General features: G+C 54.4%; 10 protein-coding genes and 3 pseudogenes. 10 read left to right on the top strand and 3 right to left on the bottom strand.

All coding sequences use genetic code 11. The annotated features are described in order from the left end of the window. Window positions 1-16: 16 nt before the first annotated feature. Window positions 17-1,492: a fructuronate reductase gene (locus CMQ96_RS24610; protein ID WP_098067473.1), complete on the bottom strand. Its 1,476-nt coding sequence runs from the start codon at window positions 1,490-1,492 to the stop codon at window positions 17-19. Between the two features lie 76 nt (window positions 1,493-1,568). Beyond that, a complete protein-coding gene (gene uxuA, locus CMQ96_RS24605) occupies window positions 1,569-2,753 on the bottom strand; it encodes a mannonate dehydratase (RefSeq protein WP_049085652.1) in 1,185 nt (394 codons plus the stop codon). A 583-nt stretch (window positions 2,754-3,336) separates the two neighbouring features. Here uxuA and CMQ96_RS24600 point away from each other — a divergent pair. The 6 genes and pseudogenes from CMQ96_RS24600 to CMQ96_RS24585 all read left to right on the top strand — a co-directional run. Continuing rightward, window positions 3,337-3,594, top strand: coding sequence for a YjhX family toxin (locus tag CMQ96_RS24600; RefSeq protein WP_004132607.1), 258 nt, complete (start codon window positions 3,337-3,339; stop codon window positions 3,592-3,594). A gap of 10 nt (window positions 3,595-3,604) precedes the next feature. Then, window positions 3,605-4,156: a GNAT family N-acetyltransferase gene (locus tag CMQ96_RS24595; RefSeq protein ID WP_004132606.1), complete on the top strand. Its 552-nt coding sequence runs from the start codon at window positions 3,605-3,607 to the stop codon at window positions 4,154-4,156. A gap of 11 nt (window positions 4,157-4,167) precedes the next feature. Next, window positions 4,168-4,695: pseudogene (locus CMQ96_RS28980) on the top strand (class I SAM-dependent methyltransferase); the annotation flags it as partial. Between the two features lie 360 nt (window positions 4,696-5,055). After that, window positions 5,056-5,802, top strand: coding sequence for a cyclopropane-fatty-acyl-phospholipid synthase family protein (locus CMQ96_RS28975; RefSeq protein WP_255256996.1), 747 nt, complete (start codon window positions 5,056-5,058; stop codon window positions 5,800-5,802). Window positions 5,803-5,829: 27 nt separating this feature from the next. Further along, window positions 5,830-5,904, top strand: a pseudogene (locus CMQ96_RS28970) (AbrB/MazE/SpoVT family DNA-binding domain-containing protein); the annotation flags it as partial. Next, a pseudogene (locus CMQ96_RS24585) lies at window positions 5,901-6,023 on the top strand (VapC toxin family PIN domain ribonuclease); the annotation flags it as partial. The pseudogenes CMQ96_RS28970 and CMQ96_RS24585, both read left to right, overlap by 4 nt. A gap of 912 nt (window positions 6,024-6,935) precedes the next feature. Here CMQ96_RS24585 and CMQ96_RS24575 read toward each other — a convergent pair. Continuing rightward, window positions 6,936-7,157, bottom strand: coding sequence for a LuxR C-terminal-related transcriptional regulator (locus CMQ96_RS24575; RefSeq protein WP_098067470.1), 222 nt, complete (start codon window positions 7,155-7,157; stop codon window positions 6,936-6,938). A 1,244-nt stretch (window positions 7,158-8,401) separates the two neighbouring features. On the opposite strand from CMQ96_RS24575, the gene CMQ96_RS24570 reads away from it, so the two are divergent. From CMQ96_RS24570 to CMQ96_RS24555, 4 genes are all read left to right on the top strand, one after another. Beyond that, the gene (locus CMQ96_RS24570; protein WP_098067487.1) at window positions 8,402-8,956 is read left to right on the top strand and encodes a fimbrial protein; all 555 of its coding nucleotides are present in this window, start codon (window positions 8,402-8,404) and stop codon (window positions 8,954-8,956) included. Window positions 8,957-9,022: 66 nt separating this feature from the next. Further along, a complete protein-coding gene (locus CMQ96_RS24565) occupies window positions 9,023-9,727 on the top strand; it encodes a molecular chaperone (protein ID WP_098067469.1) in 705 nt (234 codons plus the stop codon). A 40-nt stretch (window positions 9,728-9,767) separates the two neighbouring features. Next, complete coding sequence (locus tag CMQ96_RS24560; RefSeq protein ID WP_176519009.1) at window positions 9,768-12,287, top strand: fimbria/pilus outer membrane usher protein; 2,520 nt, start codon at window positions 9,768-9,770, stop codon at window positions 12,285-12,287. Window positions 12,288-12,422: 135 nt separating this feature from the next. Beyond that, complete coding sequence (locus tag CMQ96_RS24555) at window positions 12,423-13,715, top strand: hypothetical protein (protein ID WP_098067467.1); 1,293 nt, start codon at window positions 12,423-12,425, stop codon at window positions 13,713-13,715. Window positions 13,716-14,127 lie beyond the last annotated feature (412 nt).

The raw sequence follows: 14,127 nt of genomic DNA, 5'->3' as shown, positions 1-14,127 counted from the left end.
CGTAACAGGAGGGTGATTACAGGCTGGCCCTGACTGCCGCAACGGACTCGCGGGCGCCGCGTTTGCACAGCTGTTGGTACGCCTGGGTTACCGCATTGACAAATTCGCTATTGTCCGGCAGATCGTGGGCAAAAATTCCGCTTATGGCCAGCAGCGCCGGGACGCGTTCCGCTTCCTGATAACGCTGGTTGATCTGTTGGAATTCCGCCTGTAGCGGGTCGACGACATCAATCGGTTGCCCCTGTTCATCGATCCCCAGGGTGTAGCGCATCCAGCCCGCCACGCCGAGCTCCAGGTGACGCCAGTCGCTGCCATTTTGCAAATGCAGACGGATGGGATCCAGCAGACGCTGCGGCAGCTTCTGGCTACCGTCCATGGCGATCTGCCAGGTGCGATGACGCAGGGACGGGTTGCTGAATCGGGCGATCAGCAGCGTGGCGTAAGCCTGTAGATCGGTACCTTCCGGCATCGACAGCGTCGGCGCCTGCTCCTGCATCATCAGGGCCAAAGCCGCTTTGCGGTAGGCCGGGTTGGTCATGGTATCGGCGATGGTTTCATAGCCGCCGAGATAGCCCAGATACGCGAGGAAAGAGTGGCTGCCGTTGAGCATTCGCAGCTTCATCATTTCAAACGGCACCACGTCTTCAACAAACTGCGCGCCGACTTTGTCCCACGCCGGGCGGCCGTTGACGAAGCTATCTTCAATCACCCACTGGCGGAACGGTTCGCAGGCGATGGCGCACGGATCGTAGACGCCAAGCTGGTCGGCAATCTCCTGCAGGGTTTCGGGCGTCGCCGCGGGCACGATGCGATCAACCATGGTGCACGGGAAGGTAGCATGGGCTTCAATCCACGCCGCCAGCTGCGGGTCGCGCGCCTGGGCCAGGCCAAGCACCGCCACTTTCGCCACGTGGCCATTCTCGCGAACGTTATCGCAGGACATCACCGTAAAGGCGTTTAGCCCCTCTTCGCGGCGCAGGCGCAGCGCTTCGACGATATAGCCTATGGCGGATTTCGGCGTCGCCGGGTTAGCGAGGTCGTGTTGAATCAGCGGATTATTCAGATCGAGCTGACCGCTGGCCGCATCGGTGCAGTAGCCTTTTTCAGTGACCGTCAGAGAGACGATGGCCGTGTGCGGGCGCGTCATGGCGCGCAGTATGCCCTCGCAGCCGTCGATTTCCGGATGCAGCGCCTCTTTCATTGAACCGATGATTTTCAGCTCGGTGCTGTCAGCGCCCTTCTCCGCCACGGTATAAAGCAGCTGCTGATTTTTCAGATTCTCAATCAGGACGCGGTCGTTGCCCGGCATCAGGTTGACTTCGCAGATGCCCCAGTCGCTATCGCTGGTTTCCAGCAGATGATGGGTGTAAAGCGCCTGATGCGCGCGGTGAAACGCGCCGCAGCCCAGGTGAACGATGCGGGATACCAGGCGAGAACGATCCCACGCAGGGCGTGTAACCGGCAGGTTGCTGTCGGCAAGGGTGGCAGTCATAGCAAACTCCAGGGTGGGCCGCAACAGGCGACCGAAGGGATAAAGGCGGGGCGCTGTCGGCCCCGCCAGTCAGGAATTAGCGGCTAAAAAAAGCGCGCTGAATCGCCAGCTCGACGCCGCGAACCTCAGCGAGCCCTTTCAGGCGGCCAATCGCGGAATAGCCGGGGTTGGTTTTCTTTTTCAGGTCGTCAAGCATCTGGTGGCCGTGGTCAGGACGCATCGGGATAAGATCCTCTTTGCCTTCTGCTTTACGGCGGTGCTCTTCTTCGACAATCGCTTTCACCACTTCGTACATGTCCACGTCGCCGTGCAGATGCGCGGCTTCGTGGAAGGTTTTCGGGTTCTCTTCACGCAGCGTAGATCGCAGGTGGGTGAAGTAAATGCGCGGGCCAAACTGTTTAATCATATCAACCAGATCGTTGTCGGCGCGGACCCCGTAGGAGCCGGTGCACATGGTAAAGCCGTTCGCCATGCTGTTCACCGTGTCGACCATCCACTGCATATCTTCAATGGTCGAGACGATGCGCGGCAGGCCGAGAATCGGGCGCGGCGGATCGTCCGGGTGCACCGCCATACGCACGCCAGCCTCTTCGGCGACGGGAATAATCGCTTTCAGGAAGACAGCGAAATTCTCGCGCAGGGCGGCTTTATCGATATCTTTATAGGTCGCAAGATGCTGGCGGAACTGGTCGAGGGTATAACCCTCTTCCGCGCCCGGCAGACCGGCGATAATGTTGCGGGTCAGGCGCGCTTTATCTTCATCGCTCATGGCGGCGAAACGCTGATTCGCCTGGGCGACCTCTTCGGCGGTGTAGTCCGCTTCCGCGCCCGGACGCTTGAGGATATGCAGCTCAAAGGCGGCGAATTCAATCTGATCGAAGCGCAGGGCTTTGGAGCCATCCGGCAGGACGTACTCAAGGTCGGTACGGGTCCAGTCGAGGACCGGCATAAAGTTGTAGCACACGGTGCGAATACCGCACTGGGCCAGATTGCGCAGGCTCTGCTGATAGTTAGCGATCCACTGCGCGTAGTTGCCGGTATGGGTTTTGATCTCTTCGTGAATCGGTACGCTTTCGACCACCGACCATACCAGGCCGGCTTCTTCCACGATGGCTTTACGCTTGAGGATCTCGTCAACCGTCCACACTTCGCCGTTCGGGATATGGTGCAGGGCGGTAACCACTCCGGTCGCGCCCGCCTGACGGACGTCAGCTAAAGTGACCGGATCGTTAGGGCCATACCAGCGCCATGTCTGTTCCATGCTTAACCTCTTCACGTTGTTGACCTGCTTCAGGCCGCTGCTTTGATGGGAGCGTCGGTTCCGGTCAACCATCGTAACGGAGGAGAAACCAGACGATATGGCGTATAAATTCCTCCAATTGGTCGAACAAGTCAACCATGAAAGGTAAATTGGTAAACCAAAATGTGATGGAGATTCGCTAATGGCATAAGTGAAAGGCCCGACTTCATTTCAGCCCCGTTGAGTAGCGCCTGTAGATTCTGCTGACGCTCAGAAGGGTATAAGGTTCCGTGCGTCACGTCTTGATAAATGGTTAACCAATGGCATCAACATGTCGACCATAAGTGTCAGAAAGCGTGCGGACTCGCCGCAGATCACACTTTTTGACTATAAAGATTTCCATATAAAAACTGCATGTTATCATTTCGCTGGTAAATACCTTTTTAACTCTCACCGAGGCTTTGATGCTGGAGAATGTCATCATTAGATAATCAGTTTCCCGACCTTTTCAGGCCGGACTGGTTATCGCTGCGCTTAAACCTTACGCGAACACCTGCGGGTGTTGGCTCGTTTTTACGCATGATGATGAACAGGTTTCTTCAGTATGAATCTATCCCGTCAGGAACAACGTACCTTACACGTTCTCGCTAAAGGTGGCCGGATCGCGCACGTTCGCGATGCATCAGGCCGCGTCACTTCTGTTGAATGCTACAGCCGCGAAGGGCTCCTGCTCAGCGACTGCACGCTCGCCGTTTTCAAAAAACTCAAAACCAAAAAGCTGATTAAGTCCGTCAACGGACAGCCCTATCGCATCAATACCACCGGGTTGAATAATGTCCGCGCACAGCTGGATAATCGCTAAGGAGCCTCTGATGACAAACCACAGCTTCACTTTTCATGTCGCCTCTGAAGGCGATACCAATGACATTCTCCATGTCGAAACCCGGGCTTTCGGCTACAGCAAAGAGGCCAGGCTGGTGGCCGATTTGCTCAACGATGAGAGCGCCTGCCCGACGTTATCGCTGCTGGCCAGGCATAACGGAAAGGCGGTTGGGCATATTTTATTCACCCGGGCGACGTTCAAAGGGGAGCCGGACTCGCCGATGATGCACATCCTTGCTCCCCTTGCGGTGGTGCCGGAATACCAGGGCGCGGGCGTTGGCGGAGGGCTTATCCGGCACGGCATTGAGCAGTTGAAAGCCATGGGAAGCCAGACGGTATTTGTTCTGGGCCACGCCACTTACTACCCCAGGCATGGGTTTGAGCCATGCGCGGGAGATAAAGGCTATCCGGCGCCTTATCCCATTCCCGAGGCGCTCAAAGCCTGCTGGATGCTGCAGCCGCTTTCATCTCAGCCGCTGGGACGAACGGGTCAAATACAGTGCGCCCGGGCGTTAATGAAACCCGAGCACTGGCGCGAGTAATCAATAAGGAAATGATGATGACTATTGGCACGATTATTACAGGTTCCAGGCATATCGTGTTGTCATCCCGGGAGCGCAAAATCCCCTGGGATGACCCGGCGTTTAGCCAGCGTATGCTAGAGAACCATCTGTCGCAGGAGCACGACTGGGCCAGCCGCAGGCAGGCGGTTATCGAACAACAGGTGGCGTGGATTGCCGGACAGCTACCCGCCGGCGCCCGCATTCTCGACCTCGGCTGCGGGCCGGGCTTTTACACCCGCCTGCTGGCCGAGCGCGGCTTCTGCTGTACGGGCGTGGATTTTTCACCGGCGTCGATCGCCTGGGCCCGCCAGCAGGCTCAGGCGGCCGGGCTTGATATTGCCTATCACCAGCAGGACGTTCGCGACTACGCGCCGGAAACACCGTTTGATTTCATCATGATGACCTTCGGTGAACTGAATGTGTTCAGCGCGGCTGAGGCCCGTTCGCTGGTCAACCGCTGCGCGCAGTGGCTGGTTCCGTGGGGAAAGCTGCTCATCGAGGTTCATACCTATGCCGAAGTTAAACGTCAGGGAATGGCCGAGCCCGGCTGGCAGCGCTGTCCGCAGGGGCTGTTTCTGGATGTTCCGCACCTGCTTTTGACCGAGCACGCCTGGGATCCGGCGGCGCAAACCAGCTCTACGCTGTTCATGGCGATTGAAGAGAGCGGCAAGGTGACGCGCTTCGGCAGCCAGATGACCGCATGGCGCGATGACGGCTATCTCGACCTGCTGCGTACGGCGGGTTTGACCACCATTACCCGCCCGTATGAGGCAGAATGGCCGGTCAGCGAAACCTTTGCCGGCAAGCTGTACGCGCTGCTGGCCGAAAAAAACGTTCCCGATTCTCTTTGTGCAACACCCATAAAAGGAATTCAACCATTGGATATCCCACGTATTTTCACCATTAGTGAAAGCGCTCACCGCATCCATAACCCATTTACGCCGGAAAAATACGCCGCCCTTGGCCGCGTGCTGCGGATGAAGGCCGGAACCCGCCTACTCGACCTCGGCAGCGGTTCCGGGGAGATGCTCTGTACCTGGGCGCGCGATCACGGCATCCGCGGTATCGGCGTTGATATGAGCGCGCTGTTCAGCCAGCAGGCTCAGCAGCGGGCAGAAGAGCTCGGCGTTGCCGACAGCGTAACCTTTATTCATCAGGATGCTGCCGGGTACGTCGCCGAGGAAAAATGCGACATCGCCGCCTGCGTTGGCGCGACCTGGATCGGCGGCGGCGTTGCCGGGACTATCGCGCTGCTGAGCAAAAGCCTCAAACCCGGCGGTATGCTGCTGATTGGCGAACCGTACTGGCGCAAGATTCCGGCAACGGAAGAGATAGCACAGGCCTGTGGCGCCTCTTCGCTCGCCGACTTTCTGACGCTTCCCGACCTGGTCTCCTCTTACGATGCGCTTGGCTATGACCTCGTCGAAATGGTGCTGGCGGACCAGGAAGGTTGGGACCGCTACGAAGCGGCGAAATGGCTCACCCTGCGCCGTTGGTTAGAGGAAAACCCCGATGATGACTTTGCGTCAGAAGTCAGGGCGGAGCTGACGATGGCGCCAAAACGCCATGTCACCTGGACGCGTGAGTATTTTAGCTGGGGCGTGTTTGCGTTAATCAAGCGGTAGTTGAAATACCCGGCATAGCCGCAAGGCTATGCCGGGGTCAGCGAGCTGGAGATCGTCCGGGAAGGGGACAGCATCATTCTGCGTCCCGTCCGGCTGACCTGGAACAGGCGGTGCTGCGCGGTCATCGCATTGTGGTATCGACCGTGACTTACGCCGAGATGCGCTTCGGCGCAACTGGTCCGAAGGCCTCACTGCGCCATGTTCAACTGGTCGACGCGTTCTGGTGAATTCTGCAGGGGAATGACGTTGTTCATCGGTTATTTTTAACGTAGAGCACGCACTGGTTATGGATACAGCTATTCTGACCCGAAACGGCGGATCCTTTTGTTTGCTTAACCCACATTATCGCGGGTAAAACCAAACCGGTAAAGGATCGTTTTCAGCACTGGATCCTTTCGGAAGCCAGTTCTGGTGCGCCCTGCAGGCCATTCCGGGCTTTTTGGGAGAATTGGGATAATGCCATGACATACACGATCGGAGGAAACAGAGAAAAAGGAAGATGCGCGACGCAAAATCTGATCAGGGAACTCTGGACTGACCCCACGGAAGAAACTGTCTACCTGAGCGTGGTTACTCCACTGCTGCATCCGTGCAAATGGCTTTAATCCGCTGCATTTTATTGCCATTAATGGTCGCGGAGCCAGCTTCAGGAGAAAGGTCGCAAGATTATTCTTCATGACTTCTACAAACTCTGAGCTGTGCTTCTTTATGATAATTCTGTGTCATTTTAACGGCTAATATTACCTTACCCTTGTCTTTTACGGCGTACCAAGCCCCTTTCGGCCTATTTGCCGCAGGATACTTTTTTGCCATTAGAGTGTGAGACATTTTGATGTAGCCTTCGGCAGTACAATTGACACCTTACCATCCGCGATTTGGGTTCTGTTCACCGTACCTGACGCCGTTCAGTTTTGCTATGATGGGGGTAAGTGACGACAGGGGGCAACAAACAACTAATGCACCAAGTAAAATACACTATTTCATGATGAAGCACCTTGTTAGTAACAACTACAATTTATGTGTTTAATTTTCAATGACTTTGGGATACTTGAATATCCATTCCATTATTATTATGGTCATTATTAGCCAAAGAGACTAAGGTGCATGAAGGAATGTTTTTTCTGCTTTTTTTGCTATTGATGGATAAAAGCATGAAATAAATGGCCAGAAAAACTCCCAGCATCGCAAGAGAGAAAAAATAACGAAATATTATCAATGCCCATTTTAGTCAAGGCACCTCTCTTTAATGAGCTGACTTTTTTGGAACTCACTCCATAGTGTTCTGCAATCTCATTCATACTCACTCCGGCACAGAGCGCACGCAAAACCGATTCCTCCATGCGCGTCATATCCATTTTCTTCTTCCGCTTATTCAATGATACTACCCCAGCTGCGATATAACTACGCAGTTGAGCAATCGTTACGCTCCTCGAAAAAGCGATGTACTGGCTATTGATGAGCGCAGAAAAGGAATGCTGATGTAATGTTCCGACAAGGGTCTTAATATCAAAGATATATAATTCCTTTTTTCCAGAATCAATAAGGATGAGTGAATCGCCACGGATAATCTAGACACTTTTTGCACCGTCGAAAAAATGGCTGATGGCCTCTGAAAAGGGCATTTTGTAGTAAATTCATTAGTCACAGCGAAAATTTTAGAGAGGATTTATCTTAATGAAAAGGGCCTTTCCCATGGGGGAAGGGCTATTTTATTAACAATAAAAAAACAACTCTTGTAGGTTTATATCCTTAACTACTTGATAAATTTCATTTTTTTTATTCATTACCACCCATTATTTTTTTAAGACTTTTCCACTAATAATCTCCTTGCTCTGAATTTTTATTTGATGTTTTTTGCCTTTCGTTGCTCATTGAGGGGTAAATTTCATTTATCTTTATGTTTTTAAAAGACTTTATTTATAATTATTAATACATTTCAGTGTGTTATGATTTTTGGTGTAGAGGTTTCTTTATAATGCTTTGAAAATACTAATAAAAAATTATATACACAAATTTGTTTGATGTATATTGATAGTTATTGACTATTAAAATTCATTAATATTGCGATTAAACCGATTGTTAATTTTTATTGTGTGATGCTTAAAATAGATTCATCTAATAAATGACCCGAGCAATTTCTCGCGGAAAAGCGAATCTTTAAATAGGGTCTGGTAGAATCAGCCGACAATCTGAAGAGAAACCACCGGTGAAAAGGCGGAAACAATAAGAGAGATAAAAATTGTTTGGTTGAACATCCTATTTGAAATAAAACGTTATATTCTGCTGAGCTGTAATTCAGTGGCATATTACTGTGCAGGGTTATTCTCAGTATGAAGGTGTCGGTATGAGCGTTTTAACCGTGGCTTGTGTTTGTACATGGTCTTTATTGAATATGGTATCTCTGGTAAGACACCTGTAAATATTTTAATGATTTTTTATGCATCTGGTTTACCGGATGAAGTTAATCTTGTCTGACAGCGGTGAGCCTTATTCCTCGCGGATAAACGTTTAGCTGGAAGACATTAATTTCACGGTGATGGAACTTATCTTTCATTAAAGGATGAGAGATAAGCGTTTTATTAATAAATGGAGTTTTAAAATGAAATTCAACACACTTGCTCTTTCTGCTGTTATCGCCTCCGCGTGCTTTGCTTCTTCTGCTATGGCGGCAGACGGCGCCATCAATTTTGAAGGCGAGCTGGTTGCAACCACCTGTGACATCACCGTTGACGGCCAGCCTTCTCCGGCGCTGGTGACTCTGCCGACCGTCAGCGTTGCCACCCTGGCGGCAGCGGGTCAGACGACCGGTACCACCGGCTTTACCATCGGTCTGGAGAACTGCCAGGGCGTCACCGCGACCAACACCGCGGCAGCCTTCTTTGAGAACGGCTCTACCGTTGATTTTAACAGCTATAACCTGATCAACACCGCTGCGGCGGCGACTGCGGCAACTAACGTCCAGCTGCAGCTGCTCGATCAGCAAACGGGTACCAAAATCAAGGTGGGTAATTCCGATCAGACCGTCAATACCACGCGTTTTGATATCTCCAGCGGGTCAACCGTGCTGCCGTACTCCGTGGAGTACTACGCGACCGGCGCCACCACGCCGGGTCTGGTCGAAAGCGCCGTCAACTTCAGCATCGACTACCAGTAAGACGTTCGCTGTTATCCGTTAATTCGCCGGCAGCGGGATCGCTGCCGGTTTTAAGGAAGGAATGCCATGAAGCTCCCACTTTTTTCCCGACTGCTTCTTCTCCTGCTGGCTGGCCTCGCACTGCCGGCACACAGCGCAATCGTTATTACCGGTACGCGGGTTATTTACCCGGCAGCCGAGAAAGAGGTGTCGGTCAAAATGAACAACAACGGTTCGGGCCCGGTCCTGATCCAGGCCTGGGTGGACTCCGGCGACCCGAAGTCCACCCCGGAAACCGCGAAGGCGCCGTTTGTCCTGACCCCGCCGATTAACCGTGTCAACGTTGGCCGCGGCCAGACCCTGCGCCTGCGCTATACCGGCGAGGCCCTGCCGCAGGACAAAGAGTCCGTTTTCTATCTGAACGTGCTGGAAGTGCCGCCTAAGGTGGCAAACCCTGACAAACAGAACCGGCTGCAGATGGCATTTCGCTCGCGGCTGAAGGTCTTTTTCCGTCCTGCCGGGCTGTCCAGGAACGCCGCCACAGAGGCACCATCAAAAGTGGTCTGGACCCGGTCCGGTAACCAGGTCACCGCCCGTAACCCGACGCCGTTCCACATTACCGTCGCTTATCTCACGGAAGATGATAAGGGCGACAGGCCGATCTCGGAGGGCGGCATGATGGCCCCGGGCGGCACCCGGACCTTCACCCTGAATAAATCCGTCACCACATTTTACCCGGTCATCATTAACGACTACGGCGCCCTGCGACCGGTTGATATTGCTGAGAAATAAGTTTCTCCGTTCAGGAATGGTTTACAAAATGGAGTTGTCGATGAAACCCTTTGCCCCCTTTATTCGCCGGCCGGTTGCCTGTGCGATTGCCCTGTTCTGCGCCCCGCTGTATGCCGGGGAGGCGGTGGAGTTTGAGACCGTGTTTATGAGCCGGGGCAGCCAGCAGAAACTCGATCTCAGCCGTTATGAGCAGAACCAGGCCGCCCCCGGGGTGTACCGGGCAGAAGTGTATGTCAACGGCGCGTCCCGGGGCGTGAAAGATATTACCGTTGCGCTCCGCCCGCCTGAACGGCGCAGTGAAATCTGCCTCTCTCCCCGGGCCCTGCTCGATATTGACCTCGATATCGACAGGCTGAGCCCTGAGGCGCAGGCGCAGCTGGCAGGCAGTGCTGAGAATGACTGCCTGGGGATTCAGGCGGTGATACCGCAGGCGAAGGTTGAGTTTGACAGCGGCGAGCAGCGGCTTGAGCTGGAGATCCCGGCGCTGTATCTGGTGCGCCACCCCCGGGGCTATGTCAACCCGGCGATGTGGGACAAAGGGATCACCGCCGGGCTGCTGAGCTACAGCGCCAGCTACTACCGCAACGAAAGCCGCTCCGGCAGTGCGGACAGCGCCTATACCGGCCTGGCCGGCGGGGTCAATATCGGCGGCTGGTTCTTCCGTCACAACGGCAGCTGGAGCTGGCGGGACGAGACCGGCAGCCACTACCAGACGCTCAATACCTATGTCCAGCGGGATATCCCGCAGATTCAGGGGCGCCTGACGCTCGGCGACACCAGCACCACCGGGGAGCTGTTTGACACCCTGGCCTTTCGCGGCGTGCAGCTGGCGAATGAAGAGCAGATGCTGCCGGACTCGCAGCGCGGCTACGCGCCGCTGATCCGCGGGACGGCAGCCAGTAACGCCCGGGTGCAAATCCGCCAGCAGGGACGGCTGCTGTATGAAACCACCGTGCCGCCGGGCCCGTTTGAGATTAACGATTTGTACCCCACCGGCTACGGCGGAGACCTGGAGGTGGAAGTGCAGGAGTCCGATGGCAGCGTACACAAACAGACAGTGCCGTTTGCCTCCACCAGTAACCTGCTGCGTCCGGGGACGAACCACTACAGCGCCACGCTGGGGAAACTGCGTCAGGGGTGGGTCAGCAGCGAGCCCTGGCTGGGGGAGTTCACCTTCCGCCGCGGGCTGAGCAACCTGTTTACCGGCTACGCCGGGCTGCAGGGTAATGAGGATTACCAGGCCGGACAGCTGGGTGCCGCGGTGGGCACGCCGGTGGGGGCCTTTTCCCTCGACATGACCCACGCCCGGACCGCGCTGGTAAAGCCGGTAGACGGACACGGCCGCAGCATGAGCGGCCAGAGCTATCAGCTGAAATACAGCAAGTTTATCGCGCAGTCGGGGAGCAATATCAGCGTCGCGGCCTACCGCTTTTCGACCGACGGCTACCTGGATTACATGACGGCGATGCAACTGCGGGACAGCCAGCATCAGAACGGGCAGGTTAACACGATTATGCGGCCCAAAAGCCGGTTAGGCGTGACCGCGAGCCAGAGCCTGCCGCAGGGCCGGGGGAGTTTCTGGCTGAGCGCGTACCAGCAGAACTACTGGAACCGGGACGACAGCGACCGTCAGTACCAGCTGGGGTATTCCAACCAGATGGGGCGGGTCAGCTACAGCCTGAGCGCCAGCCGGAGCCGCAACGGCAGCGGCGATTTTGAAAACCGCTATATGCTGAACCTGACGATCCCGCTGGGCGACCGCAGTCCGTTCCGTCAGATGAGCGTGAACCTGAACCACGACCCCGGCGGCGTCGTGCGGGAGCAGGCGACGCTCAGCGGCTCGGCGCTGGAGGATAAATCGCTCAGCTACAGCCTGAGCGGGGCGAATGCCAGTAAAGGCGGTAATACCAGCGTCAACGGCAGCACCTCGCTGCGTACCCGCTACACCACCCTGCAGGCCTTTGGCGGCAGCGGGAAGCATTATCACAACTACTCGCTGGGGATGAGCGGCGCGGCGGTGCTGCACAGCGGCGGTCTGACACTGAGCCCGTATACCGGCGAAACCCAGGCGCTGGTTGAAGCGAAAGGCGCGGAGGGCGCGACGGTGAGCGGCTATTCCGGCATCAGAGTGGACGGCCGGGGCTACGCGCTGGTGCCATACCTGAATGCCTACCAGCTCAATGAAATCAGCATCGATCCGAAGGGGATCCCGGAGGAAACTGAGCTGGACGAGACCAGCCAGAAGGTGTCGCCGTACCGCGGCGCGGTGGTGAAGCTGTCGTTTGGCACGACGCAGGGGCGGCCGGTGCTGATCTCCCTCGCCGGGGGGCCGGAGGTGCCGTTCGGGGCGAACGTCCTGGATGCGGGCAATAACGTGGTGGGCGTGGTGGGGCAGAATAAGCGCATTTTTGCCCGCGTGGAGGCCGATGAGGGGCATCTGTTTATCCGCTGGGGCGACGCGACAGACGAGCGCTGCCGCCTGACTTACCGGTTGCCTCCGGCGGTGAAAGGCAGTGAGACGACGTCGATCACCGCGCAGTGCCGGGCGATAACGGACTGAGTCCGGTAAAACAGTGAAGGAATGCCGGTAAGCGCGGGCTGGTCAGCATGAAAGGACACCGCGCTTATATAGCGTGTGTCGATGCCGCCATCAGCATTCTTGTTAAATAAGCACAGAACAGGGACACAGCGTTTAATGAAAAAACTCACGAAATATTGTTCTTATATCGCCGGCGTGTCGCGGGCGATATCAGGAAAGCAACGGGCAGAGATGACGGGCGAACGGCGGGATGATATCAGAGTAAAACACGGAATCATGTTTTCTCTCGCGTCGTTGCTGTTGTTGTCACTGCTGCCGGGCAGGGCGCTTGCCGCAATAGATTGCGCCTCGAACATGTCAGGGCGCACCACTTATGTGGATTATCATGTGCCACTCCTTCTTGACGGTATTCAGGTTTCAGCATTAAGAAACAGTCCGGTTGGTACGGTGCTCTGGAGCCAAAGTATTAAGAATCCGGATAATGGGGATTTTCTCGGCGTTACAGACTGTATTCGTACCGATGGTGATCAAAGCACGATAACGCTTACCTTGCACCATAATATAGAAGGTAGTCTGCCAGCTATTGTAGGTACGTGGAGGAACAGAAATATTTATGATACAAGCATTCCCGGATTAGGTCTTGTGATTGCCTCTGCAAACCTCAAGACTTATCCCTTTATCCAGAACTGGGGGGGGGGAAATGGAACGAGCTCTGGCTGGGGTGGTATAGCGTCTTATATGGGACAGTATCTTACCGTGGATATTTTTCTGGTCAAGACTGGTGATATACCTGCCGGGACGTGGTCTGTTCCCATCTCTGTTCCGCCAGTAACTCTGCATATGGAGTTTCTTGAGAATGCGTCAGGGCCTGAAGTGACCCGAGACTATGGTCCTCGTTTAATTATAGAGTCCGGCTCCATTAATGTAGTCTCAGGTACCTGCCAGACACCCGATGTCAATGTGGCCATGGGGAGGCATAATGTGTCAGACAATATGGAAAATACACCGTGGGTGGATTTTGCCATTGAGTTGAATAATTGCCCGCCGATGTTTGGTTTCTACAAAGCGATAGCCAATCAATTGCCTTCTTTTAGCTGGGATGGTGATGATAATATTGTTTTGGGTTCCGTGACTCCAAACACCGTCAACGTACTGTTTAATCCAGTTTATGGGTTTAGTGAAATGCCGAGCGGAGAACATTGCGCTAATATCGCACCCACGACTGATGCGGCGAGCGGTGTGTGCCTGGAAATTCAGGATAAATCGAATATCGGTGTACTGGAAAAAGCGGTCTCTGGTCTGGCGGTGGACAGCGGCCTGAATTTATTGAACAGCGTCGCTAACTATTCTATTCCTCTGAGAGCCCGCTATGTCAGGACTGCCGGAAGTACCACAATGACGGCGGGCAGAGCGGATTCTGCGGTGGAGTTTACGATAAACTACTACTAACAAAAATGCTTCCCGCGTTAGCCATTGAGAGTTAACGCGGGAAAGTATAATACTCTGGGACGACTGATTAATCAGCCAGCAGGTGCACTTGGATAATATTGGGGATATGTCACGGCTTCTCAATATAATTCCGTATGATTAACCTCATCCTCAACTCATCAAGTGGACTTATGTGAGTGCTGATCCGGAAAACTTTCTATATTTATGATTATATAAAAAGTTCATTTAACATAACGTAAAATTATGTCTTCTATGTGGTCGATCTTAATGATTTTTGAGTTCTCACATATTCAGTAAAAATCGAGGGGCCGAGTGTTGCCTCACAACGTCGGACTGCAGATTTATTGGCTCGGCCATAACATTATCTCCCTGAAAAGCAACGCAGGCGTGTCTGTATTAACGGCATGGGTGG

Source organism: Klebsiella sp. MBT K-1, assembly GCF_002556465.1.
Taxonomy (GTDB): Bacteria; Pseudomonadota; Gammaproteobacteria; order Enterobacterales; family Enterobacteriaceae; genus Klebsiella; species Klebsiella grimontii.
Note: the sequence above shows the minus strand (reverse complement) of the source record. Positions and strands in the feature narration are given on the sequence as shown.